Origin of the sequence: Marinobacter xiaoshiensis, assembly GCF_031631795.1 — a bacterium.
In the GTDB taxonomy this organism is placed as follows: Bacteria; Pseudomonadota; Gammaproteobacteria; order Pseudomonadales; family Oleiphilaceae; genus Marinobacter; species Marinobacter xiaoshiensis.
Window position 1 is genome coordinate 119,189 of record NZ_JAVMBO010000003.1, and the last position, 26,155, is coordinate 145,343.

A 26,155-nucleotide genomic window follows, 5' to 3' on the forward strand; every position below is an offset into this window, starting at 1 on the left:
GCACTAGCCGATCCTGATGCAATTCCGGCCGCTGTCTTTGGCAAGGTAGAGCGCCTTGTCGGCTCTGTCAAAGACCGTTTCTTCAGTGTCATCGGGGCCAAAGCCTGCCACCCCTCCAGAGAAGGTAACCGTTACCGGTTCACCGCCAAAATGAAACGGCAAGGCGCTGACGTGGGCACGAAGTTTGTCCAGAACAGCTTGAGCATTTTCAGGAGGCGTTTCCGGAAACAGCAGCGCGAATTCTTCACCGCCAAAACGGGCGACGAAATCCGTTTTGCGCAACCTGTTTCTGATTTCCCGGGCCACCAGTTGAAGCACCCTGTCCCCGGCCTTGTGCCCATAGGAATCGTTTATCCGTTTGAATAAATCGATATCCAGAACACCCACTGTTAGCGGGTACTGATAACGCTTCCAGCGGTTGTACTCGAATGACAGTCGCTCTTGCCAGGCCTCTCGATTAGGCAATTGCGTAAGCAAGTCTGTCACCGCCCGCTCACGTTCCTTGCGCATCTGCCCGCGCATCTGCTCAGCATGCGTTTCCATGATGACCATCTTTTCCTGCATGGCCATCAGTTGTTCAGATAACATTTTTTCCCGTTCTGTTTCTTCAACCCGGAAGCGGCCAACCGCCTCGCCAATCGATTCGAGATGGCTGGTAACAGACAGTTTCAGTTCCTGTAAATCACCGCTGGCTTCGATATGTTGGCCAACCTGTTCAATCTCATTACGAATATTACGGTCAAGCGCTTCCGCTGCTGCCTCGCGTTCAGTCTGCGCTGATGACTGAACGGAGAAATGCTCCTGCAGCATCGCCAGGCGCTCATCCAGACGTTTGAGGAAGGCTTCAAACTCCCTTTGGCTGCGGGTTACAGCCGCAACAATCAAATCTGCAACCTGATTCAAACCTTCTCTTAACTCATCCCAGTCATCGCTGGAGAGCAACGCTCTCTGAAGATTTCGCGCACGGGCTTCGGCGTCCGGTTCCAGGGAAACCTGGCTGAGTAACTGGCCAAGGAGGTGCCCGACACGCCGGGCAATCCGCAGGCGCTGGCTTTGTTCTTCAACATCCGTGATCGGCGCTGGCTGATCGGTTTCATCCGCAACGTCTACCGGGGGCTCTTCTGTTGCTGACAAAGACGGTTCCGGGACAGCAGACGGCTGGGAATTCCTGGTTACCGGAGCTGGTGCATCATCGAGCAGAGCAACCTGGCGATCGATCTGCTCCTGCAGTTTACGCCAGCTGTCTACATCCACTTTGCTTTTGCGAAGATCCGACCGGATTTGGTCAAGCAGGAGATCGAGTTCCGCTGTTTGGCCCGCAGATGCGAGACTGGTACGCACCAACATACGCTCCAGTGTATTGCGCTCGGCTTTCCAATGCGCCTCCCGCTGCTCTGCAGACTCAAGTTCCTGGAAGTACTTGGTTTTCCAGGTTTGATCGGATGACATCAAGTGTTTCCTTCCTGTCCGGCGTTCTGGTCGTCGCGGCCCCGGGAACTGCGTCGGCGCGCTCTGGGATGACTCTGGTCATAAACCCGAGCCAAATGCTGGAAATCTAAATGAGTATAGACCTGAGTTGTGGCTATGTCCGCATGACCCAGTAATTCTTGCACCGCTCGCAAATCACCACTGGATTCAAGCATATGACTTGCAAACGAGTGCCTTAGCATGTGTGGATGGAGCTTCTGATCTGCCCCTTTCACAATGCCCCAGCGGCTGAGCCGGGCCTGAACACTGCGATGGCTGATTCGGTCGCCCCGACGGCTTACAAACAGCGCCGGTTCTGTTTCGGGAGCCAACCCAGCACGGACAGGCAGCCACTGGCTTATGGCGTCAAGCGCTTTTCGCCCCACCGGGAGCAGTCGCGTTTTCCCACCCTTCCCCACAACCCGTGCCTCGCCAGCTTTGCAGTCAACCGAATTAACATCCAGGCTGGCCAATTCCGCAAGACGCAGGCCGGAGGAATACATCAGTTCAAACATGCATCTGTCGCGCACTTCCAGGGGTTCGTCCGGTGCAGCATCAAGAAGAGAGTTGACCTGGTCTACGTCGGCCACGCGGGGCAGACGACGGCTGCTCTTGGGTGCCCGTATATCGAGTGCCGGGTTGTCCTTGGCAAAACCTTCCCGTAACAGGTATTGATAGAAACGTCTTACAGCTGACAGGTGGCGGGCAATGCTTCGACCACTGAGCCCCTGACGACTGAGGTTAGCCACGTAACGGCGAAGATCATGACCGCTGACAGCACACCACTGAGTGCTACCCTGCTCCATGAGCCAAATCGCCAAGCGCTGCAGATCTTGTTGGTAACTGTCACAGGTTCGGGGGGAATGGCGCTTCTCGGAGGCCATGTGTTGCATGAAATCTGCCATGTGCCCGCCCAGCTCATCAGGTATTTGAGCTGGCATGGACACCGCAACCACTCTAGCGGGACTCCGTCGCAAGGTCAGCGACCGGGGCAGCAGTGGTGTGGCGACGAACCATCGGGGGCAGGAGCCGGCTCAATGTATCGCTGATGTAGCTCAGGAACAGTGAGCCCATATGCTCATCGAAGTAACCGGGCTGACAACTGCCGACCGCAAAAACACCCACCAGCTCTTCATGACGCAAAGGCACCAGCGCCACGGACGCAATAGGGTCGTCGCGATCCGGAAACAGAAACTCCCGCTGGTTCTCACGGAACTGGCCGCAGACCGCTCGACTGCCTTCCAGAAGGTTGCCGAGATGCTCCTGGGCTTCTGCCGGAGTCACTACGTGCAGTGCGCCCTGGGAACTGCCAGCCACCGCTGCATCAGCAAACAGAATCACAGAGGCTGCATCCAGACCGAAATCACCACGAATGCTGTCATCAATGGTGGAAGCCATATCCATAAGATTGCGGGCTTCGATTACCTGCATCAGCAACCGCTTGCTCTTTTCAAACAGGCGATCGTTATGGCGGGCGATGGATACCAGCTCAACCAGCTCATGACGAAGCGTGTCCCGCTGTTCACGGAAAAGGTGTACCTGGCGTTCCACCAGGGAAATTGCCCTTCCACTGTCGTGGGGCAAGGTCAGACTGCGCAGGAGTTCGTCCTGATCGACAAAGAAATCGGGATTGTCTCTCAGGTACTCAGCCACCGCTTCCCGGGTGAGCTTACCGGCCTTCTGGTGGGCCGTTTGATCTGTCATTGCGCTCTCCTGGCTATCAGATCCGTTGTTTGTGTGGGCGGCTGGGCCTTCTACGCCGGGCACCACCTGATTCGCCGGGCAGTCTCAGCTGCCCTTCAAATACACTTGTTGCGGGGCCTTCCATCATAACAGGCGACCCTTCGCCCTTCCATTCGATGACCAGCCGACCGCCGCGGAGATCCACCTCCACGCGGTCATCAAGCAGGCCGCGCAAGCGCCCTGCAACAACGGCCGCACAGGCACCGCTGCCACATGCAAGGGTTTCGCCAGAACCGCGTTCATACACCCGCAGGCGCACATGGTTCCGACTGATAACCTGCAAGAACCCTATATTGCCCCGCTCGGGGAATTGTGGATGGCTTTCCAGTTGCGGCCCAAGGTGCTCCACTGGCGCAATATCCACATCCTCAACGACAATAACGCCGTGGGGGTTGCCCATGGAAACCGCGCTGAGCTCAACGGTTTCTGCGCCCACTTGCACCGTGTACACGTTCTTGCGGTGCTCAGCGGCAAAAGGAATGGCCTGAGGGTTCAGCTCAGGCACGCCCATATTGACCATGACCATGCCGTCTTTAGCTATTCGCAGCTCAATTACGCCGCCGGCCGTTTGCACACGGATGGTCTTCTTGTTTGTCAGGCGCTGATCGCGGACAAACTTTGCAAAGCACCGGGCGCCATTGCCACACTGCTCAACCTCAGAGCCATCGGCATTGAATATCCGATAACGGAAATCCACATCGGGCAAACCCGGTGGCTCCACAACCAGAAGTTGGTCAAAACCGACACCAAAATTCCGGTCGGCCAGTTCCCGAATCATTTCCGGGCGCAGCCTGAATGGTTGGCTAATGGCATCAACAACCATGAAATCATTGCCCAGCCCATGCATTTTGCTGAACCGGAGCAATGGCCCCTGCCCTTGATGGCGACGCTGCGGGTTCATATCCTGCCCATCACTCATTCGGGCAGGCAATTTTCGGGCGCGAGCTGTTCCTCAATGGTTTCCCTGTGACGAACAATGTGCACCTGGTCACCATCAACCATCAATTCCGGCGGACGGTTACGGGTGTTGTAGTTTGAGCTCATTACGAAACCATAGGCTCCAGCAGAGCGCACCGCCAAGAGATCCCCCGCCTTGAGCTGGAGCGGCCGGTCTTTGCCAAGAAAGTCTCCGGTTTCGCATACAGGGCCAACCAGATCCCAGATTTTTTCTTCTGCATCCTGATGAGGCTGCACCGGGACAATCGCCTGCCAGGCGCTATACAGCGCAGGGCGGATCAGATCGTTCATGGCTGCATCAATAATCGCGAAATTACGATGTTCAGTGCACTTCAGAAATTCAACCCGGGTAATCAGGATGCCGGCATTGGCGGCAATGGAACGGCCGGGTTCAAGAACGAGAGTCAGGTTACGTTCACCAATACGCTGATCCAGCGCTTTCACGTATTCAGCTGGCTGAGGCGGCGTTTCATCGTTGTAGGTAACACCCAAACCACCGCCTATATCCAGATGCCGGATATGAATACCGTTGTCTGCCAAAGCGTCAATCAGCTCCAGCACACGATCCAGCGCATCCAGGAACGGTGTTACAGATGTAAGCTGGGATCCAATGTGGCAATCCACACCTAAAATCTCCAGATTTGGCAAGGTCGCAGCGCGGGCATAAACGGCCAGCGCTTCCGCGATATCAATGCCGAACTTGTTCTCTTTCAGGCCCGTAGAGATGTACGGGTGTGTGCCGGCATCAACATCCGGATTCACTCGCAACGAGATCGGCGCTTTAACCCCCATCTCGCCTGCTACTGCGTTAAGCCGGTCCAGCTCGGTATCAGATTCCACGTTAAAGCAGCGAACGCCTGCTTCCAGGGCCCGGCGCATTTCCCATTCCTGCTTGCCCACTCCGGAAAACACTACCTTGCCGGGGTCGCCACCGGCCCGCAAAACCCGCTCCAGTTCGCCCGCAGACACTATGTCAAAACCGGCACCCAGGCGTGCCAGCACATTCAGCACGGCAATATTGCTATTGGCTTTCACGGCATAGCAGATAAGAAGTTCGCGCTCACTCAGGGCTTCATCATAGGCCCTGTAATGGCGCTCCAGTGTGGCACGGGAATACACATAAGCTGGCGTACCAAAACGTTCAGCAATGGAGGAGACAGGTACATCTTCAGCGTAAAGTTCGCCGTCACGGTAGTTGAAATGATCCATTTTATTCCTGATTCGTAAAGCGGTGTCTGGTATGTGCGGGACTACTCAGCCAATGCATCAGCCTGTGCACTATGGTCGCCCGGGCGCTCGTTCCTGGTTGCGGCGCTATTTGCCTGCTCAACTGGCTTGGCCGATGCCTCCGGGTTTTCCCGGTATAACGGCCCTTTCTGGCCGCAGCCACCAAGTGCTGCAGTCATCACCAGTATCATGACCGGCATCTTCCTCGCGCGCATACTTGACACCTCTGAGTTCATAATGCCCAAAGTATACCTGACCCACGCCCTGCACGGCGAGGCCGGCGAGCTACAGAAATGACTCCAGTTCACGGTTCAGGGCATCCTCAAGAAAAGCCCGGTAATACAGGTACTGACTGGTCTGTATATCCTGCTGATACACCCTCGGATCCAGATCGTGGGGCAAGTGCACATCCGTCAGGTAAACCGGATAACGATCACGGCTCTGCCGAAGTGAGTGAATATAGTGAGCAACAGCTGGAATCAGCTGGTCACCGTATTGCAGCACCGTAAACTCCTGTTCACCGCAGTAAAGGTCAAAGCGAACGCGACTATCACCCTCCTGCACGCCCACAGCCTGCACCTCAAATCCAGGCAGGGGCGAACCGGCATCTGTTTGCGGCCGATATTCCGGGCGCCAGACTCCGTTGTTTGAAACCAACTCATAACAACGTACTCCAGCAAGGCCTACGGGCATTTCGGTATTACGCAAAGTGCGTCTTTCCACCAGATTTTCCAGAAAGCGCAACAATGGGGCCAGCAAATTGCGTCGGCCAGCGACCTGCTGATCCCAACCAAAAACAGATCCACGCTCATCAATCACCCGAATCAGAACCTTTTCGCCCCTTAACCTGTAGAACACCTGAATGCTGTCCGGCTCACTCGCCTGGCAGGCGGCCCGCAAACCCGGGTCGTCCAGCAATGCATGGCGGTCAAACACAACAGGCAAATAGGTGTCGCGAGGCTGAGCAAGGCACTCCATCAAGGCAGCCCGGCTTTCCAGAGCCATAAACCCGGGCTCGGTGCCGCTGAATTCCAGCAAAAAATACCGGCGACCCATTTCGATTACGTAACGCAGGGGATGAGGACCAGCTCCTCCTGCAAAGAACTGGCGAAACACGTCGGCAAAAAGCTCCCGCACCCTCCTGGCGATAGCATTGCCATGTCCCCGGTTATGGCTGTGTACCTCAAGGTCGGGAATGCTATGGGGCGCCATAGCCACAGAAGCGAGAACATTCTTCAGGCACTGAATCAAGGTGTCCCCGGATGCATAGTGCTGAAGGCTAACCTCTTGCCAGCTGTTGAGCGTTATCTGGTCAATGGTAACAACCAGATTTTCGCGACCGCCGCTGAACCCCAGAGAGTCATGCCTGGCACTGAGCTTGTGCAGGCCGCGCTCAGTAAGGTGGGATTGCGGATCAACACCTACGTTAATCAGCAGGAGGTTGCGCAGAGGGCGAACACCACGGGCAAGAGCCTCTCGCTCGGCAGGCTCGACAGGAAATGGCAAAAATCCTGCAAGCGCATCCAGCATTTCCCGCAATTCGCTAACGGAGGCAATGCCCTGCCCGGAACGAACGTTGAGGCGAGTTGCCCGGGTGAGCAAGCCGTTGCAGTAGCACCAGACCACCAGTTCCGCGAGATTACCCGAACGCCGGATAACCGGTTGCCAGAAAGCGTCCGAAGGGTCCTCAAGATCCCTGTACAACAGCCAGCCCGTTCCTGTGCCGCCTTGCTCTGACTGATGATGAAAGGCCAGGTTTTCCTCGGCCAGTGATGGCACCAACCCCGGGTTAATCTGCTCTACCTTGCCGGCTTTGCGCTGGAATGCTGCGTAGAGCTTGCGGCCAAGCAAGTTGATATCGTTTGCACTGATAGCGGATTGCTCGCCGTGATCACGGGCCATTTTCGACAGCAGCCTATAGCTGTGGGTCAGCTCCGACACCACCACTCGGCGCAGGGAAGACGCCTCCTCTGCCCGCCAACGGTGACGATTATCCAGCAACTCAAGCTGGTTTTGCTGCCACCCCCAGTCATCAACCAGACTCCTCAGCAGCCGAGCCCTCCAGGGCTCCACCCCCTGCTGCCCCGCCATCCCGGTGCGAGTCAGTGGCAGACCCGCCTTGATATACAGACTGCGACGCACCAAATCCAACCGCGAACTGGCACCGTCACTAAGAAGCCACTGTTCAAGGCGCTGATAGAGCATCACATAGGGGTCCAAATCATCCGCGTCTGTATCACCATCGAACACTGCCTGTTTGAAAATAAGCGACAGGACCGGTAGATCCTGCGTGTGGGCATAGCATTCAATCAGCAGCAGTTTCAGAATGGCCTTCCAGGGCGCATCGATTCCCTTGTAGAGCTGCCACACTCCCGCTCCCAGAAATTCACCGGTCGGTATGGATGGCACAGCACCAAAATCAATATATGCATCGCCGCGAATAAAGCGATAGTCCACCAGCATAGCGACGCACTTCTGATAATGCCCTTCCTGCTCCGGGGGAATCAGCCACCACATGGGATAACAGCCACCCAGATGGATGGCCGTGCGGTAGAATTCATCCAGCAGTAAATAGTGCTGGGCGCTACCGCAGTTCTCACCCGTCACTTCTATCCGCTGCCGGCCTTCCCGCCATTCGGCAGCAGAAAATACAAACACGTGCAACTCAATACCAAACGACAGGGCCCACTCAGTTAACCGTTCAGCCTTACGCTCCAGCAATCTGATCCCATGCCCGTGAAGATCGTCCCTATGGCAAAGCCACACATCAAGATCACTGGTAACAGAATGGCCCAAGGTGCCTGGGCTACCCATCAGAAACAGCGCCTCCAGGTCGGCCCTGCGTTTGCCTTCATCCCGCATGCTGAAGGTACGGGCCAGGCGCCGTGCTGCACTTATGATGGCTGAATCCGGCTGGTAGTGGCTCAGACCGTAAGGACAATCAACATCCAGATAGCCCGGCAGCGCGGGATGGTTGGTGTGAAACACCAGTGGCAAAATTTCCAGCACCACCTGCTGTCGATAGGAAAGCGACGAGTGGGCTCGCTCCCAGCGCTGCCGGTTAAGCACGAGAAATCTGTCCCGCAGTCGGCGCAGGGTTTTGCGATCAATGCCCTCATCAAAATCCAGGACAATCGGTGTAGCGTGAGCAGTCAAGGCAGCTCCGGGGGAGAGGTTCTTTCCGGTTTAATTATCAGTATGATGAACTCATCGTGGCACAACCATCAATAATTAAAAGCGGAATACGCTTGAGAAACCCCGAGGCCCGGCCCAGTGAAAGAGTTTGTCATACAGCGTTATCGTGCTGATACATCCAGTGGCACCGGTCGCCAGACCCTGTTGCGTATTGACGACGAAGGTAAGGTTTTATTTGCAGACAATAATGCCGAGGCTGTACTGGGATACGATGCCAGCGAACTGGAAGGCGTTATGGTACACCGGTTCTTGGCTTCCAGAGAAGACGACCCCTTTGCACCTGCCAATCGACACCGTATCGAGAGCGGCCAAACGGTACTGGTCACTTTTCGCCACAAGGAAGGGTTTTTCTACACGGCGAGTCTTTCATTACGTATCAGCATGCGCGATTCAGATGGCGCCGCCAGCGCCCGCATTGCTCAACAGGAAAACTCCGCCATAGACACCCGCCTGCTACGCTTTTCTGAAAGCGCTGCGGGCTTCGGAATATGGGAACTGGACGTCACCAGTAACCAAATGACCTGGACAGAAGGGTTATATCGGCTGCTGGAGCTGAAACCGGGGACAGAAATTACACCGGAGCAGGCGCTGTTCTATTGCAAGAGTGGCCAGGAACGAGTTCGGGCCCTGTTCCGCAGGTGCGCACGCACCGGTGCACCCTTCACAATTGAGCTTCATTTGCTCACAGCCAAAGAAAAAAACATTCGCGCAACACTAAATGGTCGAGCCCTTAAAACCGGCGGCAGGGTGCGAAAGCTTGGCGGAACCCTGGTCGATCGCACGGGGGAAATGCAGCGCGACCTGGCCTGCGCAAGAGCTGAAAACATACTGAATGCCACCTCAGCCGCCAGCCCTGGGCTGATAGCTGCCGTTGACAAAAATCTTAACCTGCTGCACTTCAACGCGCCCTATGCCCGATTGTTTGGCAGCATATTTGGCGCCACGCCCAAGGTGGGAGACAACCTGCGCCAGCTGCTTGAAAAACACCCGAACGAGCGGCACTTGGCGGAACAGCTCTGGCACCGGGCCTTTGAGCAGGACAGCTTTATTGTCGACATGCCTGTCACGCAACAAAGCGGCGAGTGGCCTGTGTACGAATTTCACTACCAGCGCCTGACAAACAGCAAAATCGGGGACTCCGGTGCAGAAAAAAGCGAAACCGCAGGTGCTGTGGTTGTAGCCAGCGATATCAGCAACCGCGCCAGCAAAACCGGTGATAGCGAATACAGATACCGACACGACCCGGTTACCGGTCTCACCAACCGCAGGGAGTTTGTCGCTCGCCTTCAGCGGCAGGTGGAACAGGCTGGCGACGATGCGGTCGACAGTTGCCTTTTATATCTGAACCTCGACTCATTCGGGCACTTCAACAACATTGCAGGAAACGGTGCCTGCGATCGCTATCTCAGGGAACTGGCCAGCATTCTCGATGTGCGGAGCAGGCCACAGGACACAGTTTCGCGACTTGCCGGTGATACCTTCGCCCTACTCATCGAAGACTGCACAGAGTCTGCAGCCCGTAAGCTTGCAGACAACCTTCTGAACCTCATCCGTGATTTTGTTTTTGAGTGGCAAGGACACCAACTGCAAACCACCGCCAGTGGTGGTCTGTTGATCATGGGAAAAGACACATACCCTAACCCCGAGCAACTGCTGGGGCAGGCAGCGGATTTATGCCATGACGCCAAGACATCGGGACGGAACCGGATTCATACTGGCCACGCCTCACGTCCGGAATCCGATCATAACGACAGCAACGAACTCGTCGACCGGATCCGAAAAGCCCTGGACAGACAGGCGCTGATACTGGAGTTCCAGCCGCTCAAGCCGGTAGCCAGCGTTACCTGGGGTGATCACATCGAAATTCTCGCACGAATTCCAGGTAACAGTGCCCATGAACAATGGTTGCAACCAGATCAGTTTCTGCCGGTAGCAGAACGTTTTGATTTGGCCAAACGACTGGACCGGCAAGTCATACTGCAAACGTTTACCTGGCTGGGAGAGCACAGGTTACTGGAGCCCAGGCTGAAATATTGCGGTTTCAACCTGTCGCTAGCCAGCGTGCTGGATGACACCTTTGCGGACTTCATGGAATCTGTTCTCGGGGCTTCAAACTACCCGGCAGAGTCCTTCTGCCTTGAGATCTGTGAAGCCCATGCAACACAGTACCCGGATGAAGTTGCCGTATTGTGCGATGCCCTGCACCGGATTGGTTGTCGCGTAGCACTGGATGGTGCTGGCGCATCTGTAGAGAGCTACAGGCTGGCGGCAAAACTGCCCATAGACGTAATCAAACTCGACCGCAGCCTGATGCTCAGACTGGGAGCCGACCCGGTTCAGCAGGTCATGGTAGAGGCGCTGCACCGGATTGCGCAGGACGCAGGAAAAATAACGGTGGCAACTTTTATCGAGAACGATGACATTCTCCGGAAGGTCCGAACGCTGGGCATTCATTTCGGCCAGGGATTCAGGCTTGGACCACCCAAACCTCTGGCAGAACTGAAGCCGGTGGCGGTAGATCTTCCCACCGGGCGAATCGGCGGCTAAGCCCCGGGCTCAAAACAAACAGCTCGGGGGCTCAGGTTTCAGCTCAGCAGCTTACGCGCTCGGGCCACAGCAGCCCGCACCTGAGCCGGTGCTGTTCCACCCAAATGATCACGGGCCTGAACCGATCCTTCAAGTGTGAGGACATCAAACACATCTTCACCGATGGTGTCAGAGAAACGCTTCAGCTCTTCCAGAGTCATATCAGAAAGATCCCGCTCTTCAGCGACACCAAAGGCCACAGCCTTGCCTACAACTTCGTGAGCATCGCGGAACGGCATGCCTTTCTTGACCAGATAATCCGCCAGATCTGTTGCCGTCGAAAACCCGCGTTTGGCAGCAACACGCATATTATCGGCTTTTGCACGAATGGCCGGGACCATGTCGGCGTATGCTTTCAGGCAGCCTTTGATGGTGTCGACCGTGTCGAACAGGGGCTCTTTGTCCTCCTGATTATCCTTGTTGTACGCCAGCGGCTGGCTTTTCATCAGCATGAGCAAGGACATCAGATGGCCCGTTACCCGCCCGGATTTTCCGCGTACAAGCTCCGGCACATCGGGGTTCTTTTTCTGAGGCATGATGGACGAGCCGGTGCAAAAACGATCCGGCAAATCAATAAAATCAAACTGCGCCGAGGTCCACAGCACCAGCTCTTCGCTGAAGCGAGACAAGTGTGTCATCAACAAAGCCGCGAAGCTGCAAAACTCAATGGCAAAATCCCGGTCACTCACCGAATCCAGCGAGTTTTCAGAAGGGCGCTCAAAGCCCAGCAACCGGGCGGTCATGGCACGATCGATCGGGTAAGTGGTGCCTGCCAGTGCGGCTGCGCCCAAGGGCATAATATTCACGCGCTTGCGACAGTCCTGCAAACGCTCACCATCCCGCACCAGCATTTCATACCAGGCCAGAAGATGGTGCCCGAACGTGACCGGCTGTGCCGTTTGAAGATGAGTAAAACCAGGCATGATGGTATCGGCTTCGCGTTCGGCCAAGTCCAGCAGGCCAGCTTGCAAACGTTTGAGCTCTTCTGCGATCACATCGATTTCATCGCGCAGATACAGGCGAATGTCCGTGGCCACCTGATCGTTTCGGCTGCGGCCGGTGTGCAGTTTTTTACCCGTAATGCCAATACGATCCGTTAAGCGGGCTTCTATGTTCATGTGAACATCTTCGAGACTGACGGACCACTCAAAGCGCCCAGCTTCAATATCTTCTTTTACGCCATTCAGGCCTTCAATAATGAGATCACGCTCATCCAGCGTCAGAACGCCAACCTCTGCCAGCATGGTCGCATGGGCGATAGAACCGGTAATGTCGTGGTGATACAGGCGCTGATCGAACCCGACAGATGCAGTAAAGCGCTCCACAAATGCGTCGGTGGGCTCGCTGAAGCGTCCACCCCATGGCTTTTCGGAGGTTGCGGCCTGATCAGGTTGTTTCTTGTCCGTCATGGTGTAGGTACTCTCGTTACATGTAATGAGTCAAATAGATGTATACATCAGCGTGTGATCAATCGGGCATATCTCGACAGGAAGGGCAAACATAACGATGAACAATGGCTGAGTAGGTGCCGTCATTCTGCATGGCCTTCAGCGCACGATCAAAATCTGCAACAAACTCCGGGCTGACTGATTCTTTTGAGAAAATATAATGGGCTTTTTTGTTCGAGACGACCATGGAGCTGTACGTTATCCGGTCAGAAAGCCCCAGCGCTTGAATTTCGTGCATAGCCGTCAGTTTATCCGCAATTACCCCATCAATACGATTCAAAGCCAGCATTCTCCAAAGCGAATCCCGGCGGGATGTGTACTCGATATTCCCTCTGTACCTTGAATCCTGGACGAGGGCGCTGTATTCCTCACTATAAGATACGTTGATTTGCGCCCCTAATCTGAAACCCGAGTCCAGAACCTCTCGCAATCCCGAAAACCTGAACTCAGCCCTATCAGAACGCCGGATAAACAGCAGGTTGGGCGAGACGGTCGGAACTGTACTTGCGTAATAAGCGTATTTTTCCCGCTCAGGTGTCCGATGAGCACCAGAGACCATATCGATACGTCCCTCACGCAACTCTACCAGCGCTCGCGCCCAGGGAAGCTTGACCAATGAAAGGTTACACCCCATTCGCTGCATAATTTCACGACTGATATCAGCATCGATACCTGCAACATGGCCCAGCTGCGGGAAAAAGTAAGGCGCGTCATCATCCCAGCGCATCGTTATGCGGCACTCAGCAACACTTTGGGCCGCAAACCCGAGCAATGAAACAACCAATACAACCGCTTTGCAAAGTACTGCGCACGCAGCACCCTGCGGAATCAATGATGCCGCAGATTCAAGGGCATTGGTGGCCTGTTTCATTATGAGTTCCGCCTGACTATCTTGATATGGATCGAACAAACGCCCCAGCCGGAACTCTCCCGGGCTTGAAGCAGAAGGTTCAAATTCATTGGCCACAACAGACAACGCTTTAGTGAGTACTGAATATAGTCTATCTTTTGTGCTGACAGACCCGCACTATCCTCGCGCGGAATGAGCACATTGATCGTGACGGGAGTATAACATTCTGACCCGCAGAAAAGAGACCACCCTGAGCCGGGACAAGGCTGTCGCCATGCAAAATTTTTTCGTGCCCGATCTTTGCCGGGTGCGGTCTGTGTTCATGCTTCTGATCACCAGTGAACTACTGGTTCTGGTGCTGGCGATTGTTCAGGCCAGCGACAGCTGGATTGACTGGAATTATTTCGCACTTCTCTCGCTGTTTGTGCAGTGGACCACCCTCACCAGTGCCGCGCTGATTTGCCTGCTGCGCGCCCGACTGGCTCAAATGCCTGTGCCCCGAGCTACCTTTTTCATTGCGGCCATAGTGCTAATAGATGTACTCGCGTTCAGCCTGTTTGCAGACAGCGTACTGCACCCAAAACCGGGCATCTTCGACTGGCAGGCAATTGCTAAAAAGCTGCTGATGGCCCTACTGATAATTCTCATGATCCTTCGCTACTTCTACTTGCAGCATCAGTGGCAAAAGCAACGGGAAGCGGAAATGCAGGCACACCTGACAGCCCTGCAGGCGCGTATACAACCTCACTTTCTGTTCAACAGCATGAACACCATCGCCAGCCTTATTGCTTCAGATCCGGAGCAGGCCGAAGAAGCCGTTCTGGATCTTTCAGAGCTCTTTCGCGCCAGCTTGCGCACCGGCGACCAACTCATTCCGATGTCGAAAGAGCTGGATCTATGCCAGCGCTATCTGGCCATCGAATCCCTGCGCCTTGGCCCCCGCCTGAAACTGGAGTGGCACATTGCCGACGGGCTGGAGCACCAGGCAATACCGCCTCTGACCCTGCAACCATTGGTAGAAAACGCGGTATATCACGGCATACAGCCCCGCCCGGAAGGTGGCAAGGTGCGCATAGAGGCCGAAGCGCGGGGCAAATACGTGTATCTGCTCGTTCAAAACCCCAAGCCGGACAATAACAGCAGTCAGCACAGCGGCAACCAAATGGCCCTCGGCAATATTCAGGCAAGGCTGCAGGCGCTATTCGGGGATGCTGCGGTACTCAAGCACAGCCATCAAGGGGACGTTTATACCGTTACCTTACGGCTCCCTGAAACTACTCAATACTCATGACCAAACAGACGATTCTAATCGCAGACGATGAACCTCTGGCACGGCAGCGCCTGATGCGACTGGTCGAAGGCCTGCCGGGTTATGTGATCTGCGGCGAAGCCGGTGATGGCGAAACCACACTTGCTCAAGTTGCCGAACTGCAGCCGGATATCCTGCTGCTGGACATACGCATGCCCGGTCTTGATGGCATGGAAACAGCAGCGCGCCTGAGCCAGCTCAGCAACCCGCCGGCAATCATTTTCTGCACCGCCTACGACAACTATGCAATTCAGGCTTTCGGGGTTCAGGCTGTGGCCTACCTGCTCAAACCCGTGCGCAAAGATGCGCTGGCAGAGGCCCTTGCCCGTGCCGGGCGGATTAATCGCGTACAGCTACGCACCCTTGCCGACAGCATCGCAGGCGGCACCAGCGAACGGGAAACAGCGGAAGATGAGCAACTATCGGTTCGCACCCATCGGGGTACCGAGCTGATTGATATAGCCGGGATCCGCTATTGCCAGGCGGATCAGAAATACGTGACCATTCATCATACCCGTGGTGAGACTGTTTCTGACTACACGCTTAAAGAACTGGAAAACGCCTACCCGAGCCAACTGCTTCGGATTCATCGCAACACCCTGGTGGGCGTACACTATATTCAGGCACTCAGGCGCACACCCGACGGCCACAACCTGCTGTTGCTCAGAGACGATCTGGGGGAGCTTCAGGTAAGTCGCCGGCACACAAGCAATGTGCGCCAGTGGCTACAAAGACAACAACCGGGCTGACGCATTGCAGGCGGTGCAGCGCGGCCATCCGCGGGACTTTTACGGCGCCACAGGGTAACCTTGGCGAACATTTTCATAACTGACAGTGAGCATCATGTCCAAACGAACCCTTCGCGTCGCAACCCGCAGTAGTGCCTTGGCACTATGGCAGGCAGAATTCATCAAGGCCGAACTGGAACGGCTCCACGACAACGTGGTTGTGGAACTGATCAAGATCAAAACCCAGGGCGACAAAATCCTCGATGTACCTCTGGCTAAAATTGGCGGTAAAGGCCTGTTTGTAAAAGAGCTGGAAGAAGCCATGCTTGACGGCCGCGCCGACCTCGCAGTGCACTCCATGAAAGATGTACCCATGGCCTTTCCCGAAGGCTTGGGCCTGGTCGCTATTTGCGAGCGGGACGATCCTACCGATGCGTTTGTCAGCAACAACTACGCGAACGTAGACGCTCTGCCACAAGGCGCTGTGGTGGGCACTGCCAGCCTGCGCCGGGAATCCCAGCTGCGCGCCTACCGCCCAGACCTGGAAATTCGTGTTCTGCGGGGCAACGTAAACACCCGGTTGGCAAAACTGGATGCGGGTGACTATAACGCCATAGTTCTGGCCAGTTCTGGCCTTAAGCGTTTGGGTTTTCATGACCGGATCCGCTACTCAATGCCAGACACAGTATCCCTGCCAGCGGTTGGCCAGGGTGCCCTCGGCATTGAATGCCGGCTAAACGACGACGAACTGCGGGCGATGCTGGCCCCCCTGAACCATGCTGATACCTCCGATCGGGTGAAAGCCGAAAGGGCGATGAACCGTCGTCTTGAGGGTGGCTGCCAGGTGCCAATCGCAGCCTACGCCCTGTTGGAAGACGACGATACATTATGGTTGCGCGGGCTGGTTGGCGCCGTGGATGGCACAAAAATTCTCCGTGTTGAGGGCCGCGCGCCGCGCGCCGAAGGCGAGCGCCTGGGCCGCGAGTTGGCAGAAGAGCTTTTAGCGCTGGGTGCAGACAAGATTCTGGCTGAAGTTTATGGCCACACTCCAGACTGATTCAACCAGGCTAACCGGCCGGCGTGTTCTTATATGCCGGCCAGAACCGGAAGCGTCCCGGCTGGCCCGGCAGTTTCAGGCTGCCGGCGCTGAGACGCACGTGTTCCCACTGGTAGACCGAGAGCCGCTACCAGAAACCCCGGAACGACGCACCACCCTTCTCAACCTTGACGAATTCTCCCATGTCATTGCCGTCAGCCCCTATGCAGCAAGGCTTTTGCTCGATGAGCTGGATACCTGGTGGCCGCAACTACCTACCGGATTAAATTGGTATGGCGTAGGAGCCGGGACGGCCAAAGCACTGGCCGAATATGGCGTAACCCCGCGCAAACCCGACGAGGGTTGGACCAGCGAAGCACTGCTGAAACTTCCCTCCCTGACAAATATCGAGGGCGAGCGTGTACTTGTTGCCCGGGGCGAGGAAGGACGGGAATTAACCCGCCGAACGCTGGAAGAGCGTGGTGCCCGGGTTACCATAATGCCGCTGTATCGCAGATTCTGTCCGGATTACACCCCTGCGCAAATCAACACCGCCCTGATTGCGTTTGCCCCGGATGCCATTGTTGCGCTCTCCGGAGAAACCTTGAACAATCTCATCGCACTATGTGCCAAATGCAGCCATAATCTATACGATAGACCCGTCATCGTGCCCGCTCGGCGTATCGCCGACCAGGCTCTTGCGGCGGGATTCAACGCTCCGTGTATACCAGGAAGCCTTGCCGATAACGACATCGTGGCCGCCGTCGCAGAACAACTGGCAGGCCGGGACGGTGGCTCCGGAAAAGCCAAGTAAGGACGCCCGTGACCGAAACAACAAAACAATTACCTGCCCCGATTGCCAAAGAACCGCTCGCCCGACAGAAAGTCTGGCCGGTCTGGGTTATCGCCTTAGTTGCACTGGCCTGTGTTGCCGCGCTGGCGCTGTGGAACTGGCAACAGTGGAACGATAACCAGGCAACCATACAATTGCTGAAAGGCTTACAGCAGGACACTGCACAGCTTGAGAGCCTTTATGGCGACAGGGGAACCCAACAGAGCCAACGTTTGCAGGCCCTGGAAGACAAACTTGCCTCCCAACGTGAGCTGATCGCCACCCAACAGCGGCAGATTGACCACACTGCCCGCGAGTTACTGGAAGCCGGAAACCGCACCCGCACTGACTGGTTGCTGGCAGAGGCCGAGTATTTACTGCGTATAGCCAACCAGCGCCTGTTGATTGAAAAGGACATTCGCGGCGCTCTGTCTGCACTTGAAGCTGCAGATGAAGTGCTGACCGAATCCGACGATGTTGGCGTGTACCCTGTTCGTCAGCAACTGGCCCGGGAAATCCTGGCACTTAAAGGCATTTCCAGTGTCGACAGAACCGGCCTCTATCTCACTCTTGAAGCCGCAATCGACAGCGTACACCAGCTAACCGATCAAGCCCTTATCAGCGAGCAAGCCCCGGGATTTGTTGGCAATGCCCAGTCGGAGGAAGGTCCCGGAGAGGGCGGCGAGCCCGGCCTTCTACTCAGAACCTGGAAAAAGATCAAATCCACCCTGATGCAAGTGGTTGTGGTTCGTCGCCTGGACGAATCCGTCAAGCCACTGCTGTCGCCAGACCAAAGTGCTTACGCACGGCTGAACCTGCAACTTATGCTTGAAGAAGCCGAGATGGCCGTCCTCAGAGGCAACCAGACACTCTATGAGCGCTCTCTAACCAAGGCACAAGCTGCTGTTGAGGATTGGTACGACGGAAGCAACCCACGAGTAAGCGCCTTGACCAACACTCTTGGTGAACTGAAAGCGCGTAACGTTGCTCCGGACTTGCCAGACATAAGCAAATCTCTGGGACTGCTCAAAGAGCGGCTGGCAGGTCGGCTAAACAAAGGCAGTGATTCATGATTCGCCTGCTTCTGATTGTTCTGTTTGCCCTGCTCATCGGCACCGCACTTTCACTCGGGCTGCAATACGACCTGGGTTACATTCGCATCAGCCTTGGGAACTATCTGGTAGAAACCAATTTCTGGGTTGGGCTTGTACTCATCGTGGTTGTGGTTGCCCTGATCGTACTCACCACAAACCTGATTCGCCGCATGCGGCAAGGCACAGGCCTGGTCGCCAACTGGGTTTCCCGCGGTAAAGAGCGTCGGGCCCGCAGGCGCACGACTCAGGGCCTGCTGGCTCTTGCTGAAGGGAACTGGCCACGGGCCCGCAAGATGCTGACCTCAGCCGCCAGCCACGCAGACACACCCCTTATCAACTATCTGGCGGCAGCCCAGGCAGCGTTTGAGAGCGGCGACCATGAAGCCGTAGATGAACTGCTGCGAAAAGCATTTGAAAGCACTCCAGGATCGGACATGGCCGTGGGCATCACCCAGGCTCAGCTGCAGCTTGCAGGGAACCGACTGGAGCAGGCGCTGGCAACACTGGTGCGTCTGCGCAAACAGTCGCCACACCACCCTTTCGTTCTGAAGCTACTGAAAACCACCTATCTTCGCCTCGAAGATTGGCGCGAACTCTCGAAACTGCTACCCGAGTTGCGCAAACGTAGTGTACTTCCGGAGTCCGAACTCGGAGAACTTGAACGACAGGTATGGCACAACCTGCTGGAAAAGGCCGCTGAAGACTGCCGTCGGCAACAACAACAAGATCCCAACACATCACTTGAGCCGCTCACCCGTCTTTGGGATGAACTGCCGGGCTTTTTGCGCAGAGACGAAAAAACCATTGCTGATTACGCTCGCTTACTGGCTGATCTTGGCGACGAAGCCCAAACCGAAACCCTGCTGCGCAAAGTTCTGCACAACCACTGGAGCGATGACCTGGTCAATCTTTATGGCCGGATAGAAGGGCGCAAGCCCGACGAGCAGCTTCTGACCGCCGAGCAGTGGCTAAAGGACCGCCCAAGCAATGCGGAGTTGTTACTGGCACTGGGCCGGCTGAGCTTGAGAAATGAGCTGTGGGGCAAAGCCCGGGAATATTTTGAGACCAGTTTGAAGCTACGCCGCAGCCGCGACACTCTGGCAGAACTTAGCCGGCTGAGCGCTCATATGGGCGACGAAGAAATGAGCATCAAGCTTATGATGCAAGGGCTGGCGACCGACAACGGGCTACCAGAACTGCCCATGCCCCGAGCCTGAACGACCGCACCCTTCTTCTGCCTGCCCGGAGCACTTCAATTGCGAGGCGCATACTCCAGCACATCAGAAAAGAATGCCGTTGGTGGGAGCCCCGCTTCCACCAGCGCGTCCATCAAGGTGTAAACCATCGTGGGTGAACCACTGGCGTGCACTTCCGCATTACCCAGATCCGTGCCAGACGCCAGCACAGCACGCACAAGCTGGTCGTGGTGTCCGCCCCATTCGCTGTCTTCATCATCACCCACCACAGGCTGAAAGCTGAAAGCGGACCACTCTTTCTCCCACTGACGAGCCATGGACCTGAGGTACATATCCTCATGGCGACGCACGCCCCAGAACAGCTTTACCGGCTGGGTAGAAGATGTGCCGCGCAAATAATCCACCAGGCTTTTCATCTGTGCGAACCCTGTACCGGCCGCAACCAGCAGCAATGGTTTTTCAGGGGCGCAGGCCAGGCAGGCTTTACCATGGGGTAATTCCACAGTGATCGTTTCACCAGAGGCTAGCGCATCGATGACCTTCTGTGCGGACAGCCACTCAGGGGAAGCCTGGATGTGCAGCTCAATGTTCTGCTCTGCCGGACTGCTGGCAATGGAGAAATAGCAGGGTTCAGCATCCGGCAAATTGATCGACAAGTACTGGCCGGCGTGAAAAGACAACTCTCGCCGCCTGGGCAACTGAAGCTCAACCCGATACACGTCGTGGCTTATAGAGCTCAGGTTCACGACGTTTGCCTGAAACTTTCGGGGCTGGTTCTGTCCTGCTGCCATAACGGCATTAATCTCCAATTCAAGATGGTCGAGCGCGGCAGTTCTGCACATCATCAGTCGCGCACCGACCGGCATAATCTGTTGGCTTCGGGTATTCAGAGCGGAGCCACCGAGCAAATGGGCTTCACAAAGTTCGCAAACACCATTTCTACAGGCATGGGGAACAGCAATACCGGCTTTGGCCGCAGCACTCAGCAAATCTTCATCGGCACTTGCCGCGTAGCGAATGCTCGATGGCTCAAGACTCACATTCCACTGCCTGCTACCCATATCAGTCGGGGCAGTTAGCCGGAGTTTCAATGCCCAGGCTTCCCCATAGCTCGTCCACACGCTGTTTCACAGCATCAGTCATGGCAATAGGCTCCCCCCACTCGCGGGTGGTTTCTCCGGGCCATTTGTTGGTGGCGTCCATGCCCATTTTTGAGCCAAGGCCAGATACAGGCGAGGCAAAGTCCAGGTAATCAATGGGCGTATTTTCGACCAGTGTGGTGTCGCGAATAGGATCCATACGGGTAGTCATGGCCCAAATCACATCTTCCCAATTACGGGCATCCACATCGTCATCGGTCACGATGACGAACTTGGTGTACATAAACTGGCGCAGGAACGACCATACCCCCATCATCACGCGCTTCGCATGGCCTGGGTACTGCTTCTTCATGGTCACTACTGCAAGACGGTAGGAACAGCCTTCCGGCGGCAAATAGAAATCCACGATCTCCGGAAACTGCTTTTGCAATATGGGGATAAATACTTCGTTCAGCGCCACACCCAGAATCGCCGGCTCATCGGGCGGCCTGCCCGTATAGGTACTGTGGTATATCGGGTCTTTGCGGTGGGTAATCCGCTCAACGGTGAACACCGGGAACTCGTCTACTTCGTTGTAATAACCGGTATGGTCCCCAAACGGGCCTTCCGGGGCGTTGTCATCCGGGTAAATAAAGCCTTCCAGAACTATTTCGGCACTGGCTGGCACCTGCAAATCACTGAGGCCGCACTGCACCAGCTCGGTCCGACTACCCCGCAACAAGCCTGCAAACGCATACTCGGAAAGAGAATCAGGAACAGGCGTCACAGCACCCAGAATGGTTGCCGGGTCGGCGCCAAGGGCGACGGCAACGGGATAAGGTTTGCCAGGGTTCTGTTTCTGGAACTCCTGAAAATCCAATGCGCCACCACGATGGCTCAACCAGCGCATAATGAGTCGGTTACGGCCAATCACCTGCTGCCGGTAAATCCCCAGATTCTGCCGTTCTTTGTGGGGCCCACGGGTAATCACCAGCGGCCATGTCACCAGCGGCCCGGCATCCCCAGGCCAGCAATGCTGTACCGGGATTTGGTAAAGGTCGACTTTATCTTTTTCTATGACCACTTCCTGACAGGGCGCTGACCTGAGCACTTTGGGGCTCATGCGCATTACTTGCCGTAGCAGTGGCAGTTTTTCGATGGCGTCTTTGAATCCCTTGGGGGGATCAGGCTCTTTCAGGTAGGCCAGCAGTTTGCCGACTTCCCGGAGCGCAGTTACGTCTTCTTGCCCCATACCCAGCGCCACTCTTCGGGTAGTGCCGAAGAGGTTGGCAAGCACAGGCATGTCGTAGCCTTTGGGGTTTTCGAACAACAACGCAGGACCACCTGCCCGCAGCGTGCGGTCGCAGATTTCGGTCATTTCCAAGTGGGGGTCTACTTCAACTGAGATGCGTTTCAGCTCGCCCAGCTTCTCCAACTGGTCAATGAAGTCCCGCAGATCGTTGTATTTCATCGTTGGCTCCGGTTAGTTCCGGCAATATACGTGGGTTCAAAGAGATTGGTTCTGACTGAGTGCAAGAACAGGATGTGCGCGCACAAAGCTTGATCGGCAGTACCGGGGACACCCTCCCCGGACCGTGCATTGCCAGGGATGGCAATGCCGAGCCCCCAGGGATGGGTTTACGGCGTGTCCGGGGAGGGTGTCCCCGGTACTGCCAACCCCAAAATCCAGAGGCGCAGAGTTTCCAACTATTACCGGCGCTTCATCGACTGGAAGAACTCGTCGTTGGTCTTGGTATCTTTGAGCTTGTCCAGCAAGAACTCGATGGCCGCAGTGTCGTCGTCCATGGAGTGCAGAAGCTTACGCAGAATCCACACACGCTGAATGTCCGCCTCGGTCATCAGCAGGTCTTCACGGCGCGTGCCGGAACTGCGGATGTTGATAGCAGGATACACACGCTTTTCAGCAATTTTGCGATCCAGGTGAATCTCCATGTTGCCTGTACCCTTGAACTCCTCGTAGATCACTTCGTCCATTTTGGAACCCGTGTTCACCAGAGCCGTTGCAAGAATTGTCAGGCTACCGCCCTCTTCTACGTTACGGGCCGCACCGAAGAAGCGCTTGGGCTTTTCCAGAGCATGGGCATCTACACCACCGGTCAACACCTTGCCTGAGGATGGAATAACTGTGTTGTAGGCGCGAGCAAGACGAGTGATGGAATCCAGAAGAATTACCACGTCCTTTTTGTGCTCGACCAGACGCTTGGCCTTCTCGATGACCATTTCAGCAACCTGAACGTGACGCGCAGGTGGCTCATCAAAGGTGGAAGCAATCACTTCGCCGCGCACCGTGCGCTGCATTTCGGTAACTTCTTCCGGGCGCTCATCAATCAACAGAACAATGATGTGACACTCAGGATGATTACGCGCAATAGACTGGGCAATACTCTGCATCAGCAGGGTTTTACCAGCCTTGGGTGGCGATACAATCAAACCACGCTGGCCTTTACCGATAGGCGCAACCAGATCCAACACGCGGGAGGACAGATCCTCGGTGCTGCCGTTACCGGTTTCCAGTTGCATGCGCTCGTCAGGAAACAGCGGTGTCAGGTTTTCAAACAGGATCTTGTTACGGGCGTTGTCCGGCTTGTCGAAGTTGATCTCGCTAACCTTCAACAGGGCAAAGTAACGCTCACCATCCTTCGGTGGGCGGATTTTGCCGGCAACAGTATCACCGGTGCGCAGGTTGAAGCGGCGGATCTGGCTTGGGGAGACGTAAATGTCGTCTGGTCCCGCCAGGTAGGAGGCATCGGCAGAGCGAAGAAAGCCGAAACCGTCCTGCAGAATTTCCAGTACGCCGTCGCCAGATATGTCTTCGCCGCTTTTCGCATGCTTCTTCAATATAGTGAAGATAACATCCTGTTTCCGCGAACGTGCCAGGTTATCGAGGCCCATCTCTTGCGCGATTTCGAGCAATTCGGGCATGGAGTTCTGCTTGAGTTCAGTAAGATTCATAGGTTATTAGATTTTCAGGAATGGAATTAAACGGAAGTTGGTATGACAGGGGCGCCCCTGAACTGATTGTGTAATTCATTGTCGAAACAGATGCTGGCCAGATGAAACAACCGGTGCGAATGAAAGCCGGAAAAAAACAGAAGCCAGTATAGAGTGGGTACAAACGTTCGTAGGGCGAGACCGATAATCATCTACCTTGCTGGCCAATGTCAAGGCCACTGTCCAAATTAAAGCCAATTTTTCGGACGAAATGCCTTCACGCACCGCCCTGAGCCTCCCCCTGATGGGTTACTCCCTTCCATTCACCGCTTCTGAAAGGGATACTGGCAGTCAATATTTTTCCTGTGATTTTCGGAGCAGATTCTCATGAGTAGTGAACTCACCAGCAAACTCAAACCTCTCAATATCGCGATTCTTACAGTCTCCGATACCCGCGGGTTTGATGAAGATTCCTCCGGTCAGTTTCTTGAAGACAGTGTTGTTGAGGCCGGGCACAAGCTGATATCAAGGCGCATACTGCCAGATGACATCTACCTGGTTCGGGCGGCTATGTCGTCCTGGATTGCAGATGCGGATGTTCACGTGGTGATCATCACCGGTGGCACCGGATTTTACGAGCGTGACAGCACCCCGGAAGCGGTTGCTCCACTGCTGGACAAGCGTATTGAAGGATTTGGCGAAGAGTTCCGGCGCCTCTCGGCATCTGAAATCGGCTCCTCGACGATCCAATCCAGAGCTTTTGGCGGCCTTGCGAATCACACGGCTATTTTCTGCTTGCCCGGTTCCACTGGAGCCTGTCGCACGGGCTGGAATGGCATTCTGAGCTCCCAACTCGACAGTCGCCACGGCCCCTGCAACTTTTCATCACTGGTCGGCCGTAAACCAGAGCGCGCTATTGAGCGCCTCCAGGAAGTCATTGGTAATCGCGCCGAACGCTAATCTGAACACGGAGAGAAAACCATGGCAGGCAATCTGACACCGGTTGATGAGGCTATCGCTCACCTACTGAGCAAAGCGCCGGTGATTACGGAAACCGAGCTTTTGCCCCTCACAGAGAGCCTGGGCAGAATACTGGCACAGGATTATCGAGTGCCGGCGGATGTGCCGCCAGCGGATAACAGTGCGGTGGACGGCTACGCTCTGCGGGCTGAGGATTATGTGCAAGGGCAGGCTATTTCAGTATCTGACCGCATCCCCGCTGGCTCAGCTCCCAGCCCTCTGCAACCCGGGACTGCTGTTCGCATCTTCACCGGCTCCGAAATTCCAGCTGGTGCGGACACAGTTGTCATGCAGGAGCGGGTCGAGGTTACAGATAGTGGCATTCTCATCGACGGTGAAGTAAAGGCAGACCAGAATATACGCAGGCGTGGCCAGGATCTGGCCCAAGGCAGCCTGGGCCTGGAACAAGGCATTAAGATCCGACCCCAGGAAATGGGTCTCCTGGCCTCCATCGGTGTCGCCGAAGTAACTGTGGTGAAAAAACTGCGGGTGGCGATTCTGTCAACAGGTGATGAACTTGTAGAGCCGGGGCTTCCCCTGGGCCCAGGCCAGATTTACAACTCCAACCGCTTCACCCTACTCGGTCTTTTGGCAGAAGCCGGCTGTGAGGTGGTGCTGTGCGAAACCCTCCGGGATACTCGCTCTGCTACCCGGGAAACCCTAGAACGCGCAGCTGCAGCGTCGGATCTCGTTATTACGAGTGGCGGTGTCTCTGTCGGTGAGGAAGACCACGTGCGAGCTGTGCTGGAAGAATCCGGCCAACTGTCTCTGTGGCGTATGGCGATCAAACCTGGCAAGCCGCTGGCATTTGGCTCGATCAAAGGTACGCCTGTATTCGGCCTGCCAGGAAACCCGGCTTCAGTGCTGGTGACCTTTATGATGGTGGGGATGCCTTACATCCGTACCTGCCAGGGGCGTCTGCAAATTCACCCGGTGGGTCAGCAGGTACCTGCTGCATTTAATATTACTTCACCCTCGGCGCGCAGAGAGTTCTTGCGTGCGCGTACAGAATCCGTTGACGGCAAAGTTCAGATCGCCGCGTATGCAAATCAGAGTTCTGGCATGTTGAGCTCTGCCTGCTGGTCCGCTGGGCTTGCGGTGGTTCCGGAACACGCCTTGGTTGCAGAGGGCGACTTGCTGACTTATTACCCATTCACTGAATTGTTGAGCTGACATGACTGACCAGACCCTGACCGTTCGTTTTTTTGCCCGCCTCCGGGAAGAGTTGGGCACTGAACAACTCACGCTGCCGGCAGAAAAGAATCAGACAGCTGGCGACCTGCTTGCAGTGCTGGCAAGCCGCGGCGGTCCCTGGGCACAACTGCAAGGCAACCAGCCGGTGATGATTGCAATCAATCAGGCTATGGCTAAGCCCGCCGCAGCCGTGAAGGCCGGCGATGAGGTTGCTTTTTTTCCACCGGTAACCGGGGGTTAAT

General features: G+C 55.7%; 21 protein-coding genes and 1 pseudogene. 10 read left to right on the forward strand and 12 right to left on the reverse strand.

From position 1 onward, the window contains the following. Positions 1-3 precede the first annotated feature (3 nt). From RKA07_RS00535 to RKA07_RS00565, 7 genes and pseudogenes are all read right to left on the reverse strand, one after another. Positions 4-1,449 carry a diguanylate cyclase gene (locus RKA07_RS00535; protein ID WP_310965292.1) on the reverse strand — a complete coding sequence of 482 codons (1,446 nt, stop codon included), beginning with the start codon at positions 1,447-1,449 and terminating at the stop codon, positions 4-6. Beyond that, positions 1,449-2,408, reverse strand: coding sequence for a tyrosine recombinase XerC (gene xerC / locus RKA07_RS00540; RefSeq protein WP_310965293.1), 960 nt, complete (start codon positions 2,406-2,408; stop codon positions 1,449-1,451). Before xerC ends, RKA07_RS00535 begins: the two co-directional genes overlap by 1 nt. Positions 2,409-2,424: 16 nt before the next feature. Next, positions 2,425-3,171: a DUF484 family protein gene (locus RKA07_RS00545; RefSeq protein ID WP_200203325.1), complete on the reverse strand. Its 747-nt coding sequence runs from the start codon at positions 3,169-3,171 to the stop codon at positions 2,425-2,427. Between the two features lie 16 nt (positions 3,172-3,187). Beyond that, positions 3,188-4,111, reverse strand: coding sequence for a diaminopimelate epimerase (gene dapF, locus RKA07_RS00550; RefSeq protein ID WP_200371726.1), 924 nt, complete (start codon positions 4,109-4,111; stop codon positions 3,188-3,190). A 14-nt stretch (positions 4,112-4,125) separates the two neighbouring features. Beyond that, positions 4,126-5,376 (reverse strand): diaminopimelate decarboxylase, encoded by a 1,251-nt coding sequence (lysA, locus tag RKA07_RS00555; protein ID WP_310965294.1) that lies wholly within the window; start codon positions 5,374-5,376, stop codon positions 4,126-4,128. Between the two features lie 125 nt (positions 5,377-5,501). Beyond that, positions 5,502-5,609, reverse strand: a pseudogene (gene lptM, locus RKA07_RS17985) (LPS translocon maturation chaperone LptM); the annotation flags it as partial. A gap of 70 nt (positions 5,610-5,679) precedes the next feature. Then, positions 5,680-8,550, reverse strand: a complete 2,871-nt coding sequence (locus tag RKA07_RS00565) for a class I adenylate cyclase (protein WP_310965295.1) — start codon at positions 8,548-8,550, stop codon at positions 5,680-5,682. A gap of 117 nt (positions 8,551-8,667) precedes the next feature. Between RKA07_RS00565 and RKA07_RS00570 the strand changes: the two genes are divergently transcribed. Further along, on the forward strand, positions 8,668-11,136 hold the full coding sequence (locus RKA07_RS00570; RefSeq protein WP_200203315.1) for an EAL domain-containing protein: 2,469 nt from the start codon (positions 8,668-8,670) through the stop codon (positions 11,134-11,136). A gap of 38 nt (positions 11,137-11,174) precedes the next feature. Here RKA07_RS00570 and argH read toward each other — a convergent pair whose 3' ends face one another. Together argH and RKA07_RS00580 are read right to left on the reverse strand one after the other, a co-directional pair. Further along, positions 11,175-12,584, reverse strand: coding sequence for an argininosuccinate lyase (gene argH, locus RKA07_RS00575; protein ID WP_310965296.1), 1,410 nt, complete (start codon positions 12,582-12,584; stop codon positions 11,175-11,177). 58 nt (positions 12,585-12,642) lie between these two features. Further along, the gene (locus RKA07_RS00580) at positions 12,643-13,494 is read right to left on the reverse strand and encodes a substrate-binding periplasmic protein (RefSeq protein WP_310965297.1); all 852 of its coding nucleotides are present in this window, start codon (positions 13,492-13,494) and stop codon (positions 12,643-12,645) included. A gap of 253 nt (positions 13,495-13,747) precedes the next feature. Between RKA07_RS00580 and RKA07_RS00585 the strand changes: the two genes are divergently transcribed. The 6 genes from RKA07_RS00585 (at position 13,748) to RKA07_RS00610 (ending at position 19,689) form a co-directional block, all read left to right on the forward strand. Further along, entirely contained in the window at positions 13,748-14,764 is a 1,017-nt protein-coding gene (locus RKA07_RS00585; protein ID WP_200371663.1) for a sensor histidine kinase, read from the forward strand. Beyond that, positions 14,761-15,531: a LytR/AlgR family response regulator transcription factor gene (locus tag RKA07_RS00590; protein WP_310965298.1), complete on the forward strand. Its 771-nt coding sequence runs from the start codon at positions 14,761-14,763 to the stop codon at positions 15,529-15,531. Before RKA07_RS00585 ends, RKA07_RS00590 begins: the two co-directional genes overlap by 4 nt. A gap of 94 nt (positions 15,532-15,625) precedes the next feature. Beyond that, positions 15,626-16,567, forward strand: coding sequence for a hydroxymethylbilane synthase (gene hemC, locus RKA07_RS00595; protein WP_310965299.1), 942 nt, complete (start codon positions 15,626-15,628; stop codon positions 16,565-16,567). Beyond that, positions 16,548-17,360, forward strand: coding sequence for a uroporphyrinogen-III synthase (locus RKA07_RS00600; RefSeq protein WP_200203303.1), 813 nt, complete (start codon positions 16,548-16,550; stop codon positions 17,358-17,360). Before hemC ends, RKA07_RS00600 begins: the two co-directional genes overlap by 20 nt. Positions 17,361-17,368: 8 nt before the next feature. Continuing rightward, complete coding sequence (locus tag RKA07_RS00605; protein WP_310965300.1) at positions 17,369-18,451, forward strand: uroporphyrinogen-III C-methyltransferase; 1,083 nt, start codon at positions 17,369-17,371, stop codon at positions 18,449-18,451. Beyond that, positions 18,448-19,689 carry a heme biosynthesis HemY N-terminal domain-containing protein gene (locus RKA07_RS00610; protein WP_310965301.1) on the forward strand — a complete coding sequence of 414 codons (1,242 nt, stop codon included), beginning with the start codon at positions 18,448-18,450 and terminating at the stop codon, positions 19,687-19,689. Before RKA07_RS00605 ends, RKA07_RS00610 begins: the two co-directional genes overlap by 4 nt. Positions 19,690-19,724: 35 nt before the next feature. Here RKA07_RS00610 and RKA07_RS00615 read toward each other — a convergent pair whose 3' ends face one another. The 3 genes from RKA07_RS00615 to rho form a co-directional block, all read right to left on the reverse strand. Next, positions 19,725-20,729, reverse strand: a complete 1,005-nt coding sequence (locus RKA07_RS00615) for a 2Fe-2S iron-sulfur cluster-binding protein (protein WP_200203645.1) — start codon at positions 20,727-20,729, stop codon at positions 19,725-19,727. Position 20,730: 1 nt separating this feature from the next. Next, entirely contained in the window at positions 20,731-22,218 is a 1,488-nt protein-coding gene (gene ubiD / locus RKA07_RS00620; protein WP_200371660.1) for a 4-hydroxy-3-polyprenylbenzoate decarboxylase, read from the reverse strand. 239 nt (positions 22,219-22,457) lie between these two features. Beyond that, positions 22,458-23,720 carry a transcription termination factor Rho gene (gene rho / locus RKA07_RS00625; protein ID WP_200371659.1) on the reverse strand — a complete coding sequence of 421 codons (1,263 nt, stop codon included), beginning with the start codon at positions 23,718-23,720 and terminating at the stop codon, positions 22,458-22,460. A 366-nt stretch (positions 23,721-24,086) separates the two neighbouring features. On the opposite strand from rho, the gene moaB reads away from it, so the two are divergent. From moaB to moaD, 3 genes are read left to right on the forward strand one after another with little or no spacing between them, the layout of a single operon-like run. Beyond that, positions 24,087-24,659: a molybdenum cofactor biosynthesis protein B gene (gene moaB, locus RKA07_RS00630; protein WP_200203293.1), complete on the forward strand. Its 573-nt coding sequence runs from the start codon at positions 24,087-24,089 to the stop codon at positions 24,657-24,659. Positions 24,660-24,680: 21 nt separating this feature from the next. Continuing rightward, complete coding sequence (locus RKA07_RS00635) at positions 24,681-25,892, forward strand: molybdopterin molybdotransferase MoeA (RefSeq protein ID WP_200203291.1); 1,212 nt, start codon at positions 24,681-24,683, stop codon at positions 25,890-25,892. 1 nt (position 25,893) lies between these two features. Next, a complete protein-coding gene (gene moaD, locus RKA07_RS00640; protein WP_200203289.1) occupies positions 25,894-26,154 on the forward strand; it encodes a molybdopterin converting factor subunit 1 in 261 nt (86 codons plus the stop codon). Position 26,155 lies beyond the last annotated feature (1 nt).

Excerpts from the sequence above, each read along its gene's own strand:
- RKA07_RS00535 (WP_310965292.1), bottom strand. The coding sequence starts at position 1,449 with ATGTCATCCGATCAAACCTGGAAAACCAAGTACTTCCAGGAACTTGAG.
- xerC (WP_310965293.1), bottom strand. The coding sequence starts at position 2,408 with ATGCCAGCTCAAATACCTGATGAGCTGGGCGGGCACATGGCAGATTTC.
- RKA07_RS00545 (WP_200203325.1), bottom strand. The coding sequence starts at position 3,171 with ATGACAGATCAAACGGCCCACCAGAAGGCCGGTAAGCTCACCCGGGAA.
- dapF (WP_200371726.1), bottom strand. The coding sequence starts at position 4,111 with ATGAACCCGCAGCGTCGCCATCAAGGGCAGGGGCCATTGCTCCGGTTC.
- lysA (WP_310965294.1), bottom strand. The coding sequence starts at position 5,376 with ATGGATCATTTCAACTACCGTGACGGCGAACTTTACGCTGAAGATGTA.
- argH (WP_310965296.1), bottom strand. The coding sequence starts at position 12,584 with ATGACGGACAAGAAACAACCTGATCAGGCCGCAACCTCCGAAAAGCCA.
- RKA07_RS00580 (WP_310965297.1), bottom strand. The coding sequence starts at position 13,494 with ATGAAACAGGCCACCAATGCCCTTGAATCTGCGGCATCATTGATTCCG.
- RKA07_RS00585 (WP_200371663.1), top strand. The coding sequence starts at position 13,748 with ATGCAAAATTTTTTCGTGCCCGATCTTTGCCGGGTGCGGTCTGTGTTC.
- RKA07_RS00590 (WP_310965298.1), top strand. The coding sequence starts at position 14,761 with ATGACCAAACAGACGATTCTAATCGCAGACGATGAACCTCTGGCACGG.
- hemC (WP_310965299.1), top strand. The coding sequence starts at position 15,626 with ATGTCCAAACGAACCCTTCGCGTCGCAACCCGCAGTAGTGCCTTGGCA.
- RKA07_RS00600 (WP_200203303.1), top strand. The coding sequence starts at position 16,548 with ATGGCCACACTCCAGACTGATTCAACCAGGCTAACCGGCCGGCGTGTT.
- RKA07_RS00610 (WP_310965301.1), top strand. The coding sequence starts at position 18,448 with ATGATTCGCCTGCTTCTGATTGTTCTGTTTGCCCTGCTCATCGGCACC.
- RKA07_RS00615 (WP_200203645.1), bottom strand. The coding sequence starts at position 20,729 with ATGGGTAGCAGGCAGTGGAATGTGAGTCTTGAGCCATCGAGCATTCGC.
- ubiD (WP_200371660.1), bottom strand. The coding sequence starts at position 22,218 with ATGAAATACAACGATCTGCGGGACTTCATTGACCAGTTGGAGAAGCTG.
- rho (WP_200371659.1), bottom strand. The coding sequence starts at position 23,720 with ATGAATCTTACTGAACTCAAGCAGAACTCCATGCCCGAATTGCTCGAA.
- moaB (WP_200203293.1), top strand. The coding sequence starts at position 24,087 with ATGAGTAGTGAACTCACCAGCAAACTCAAACCTCTCAATATCGCGATT.
- RKA07_RS00635 (WP_200203291.1), top strand. The coding sequence starts at position 24,681 with ATGGCAGGCAATCTGACACCGGTTGATGAGGCTATCGCTCACCTACTG.
- moaD (WP_200203289.1), top strand. The coding sequence starts at position 25,894 with ATGACTGACCAGACCCTGACCGTTCGTTTTTTTGCCCGCCTCCGGGAA.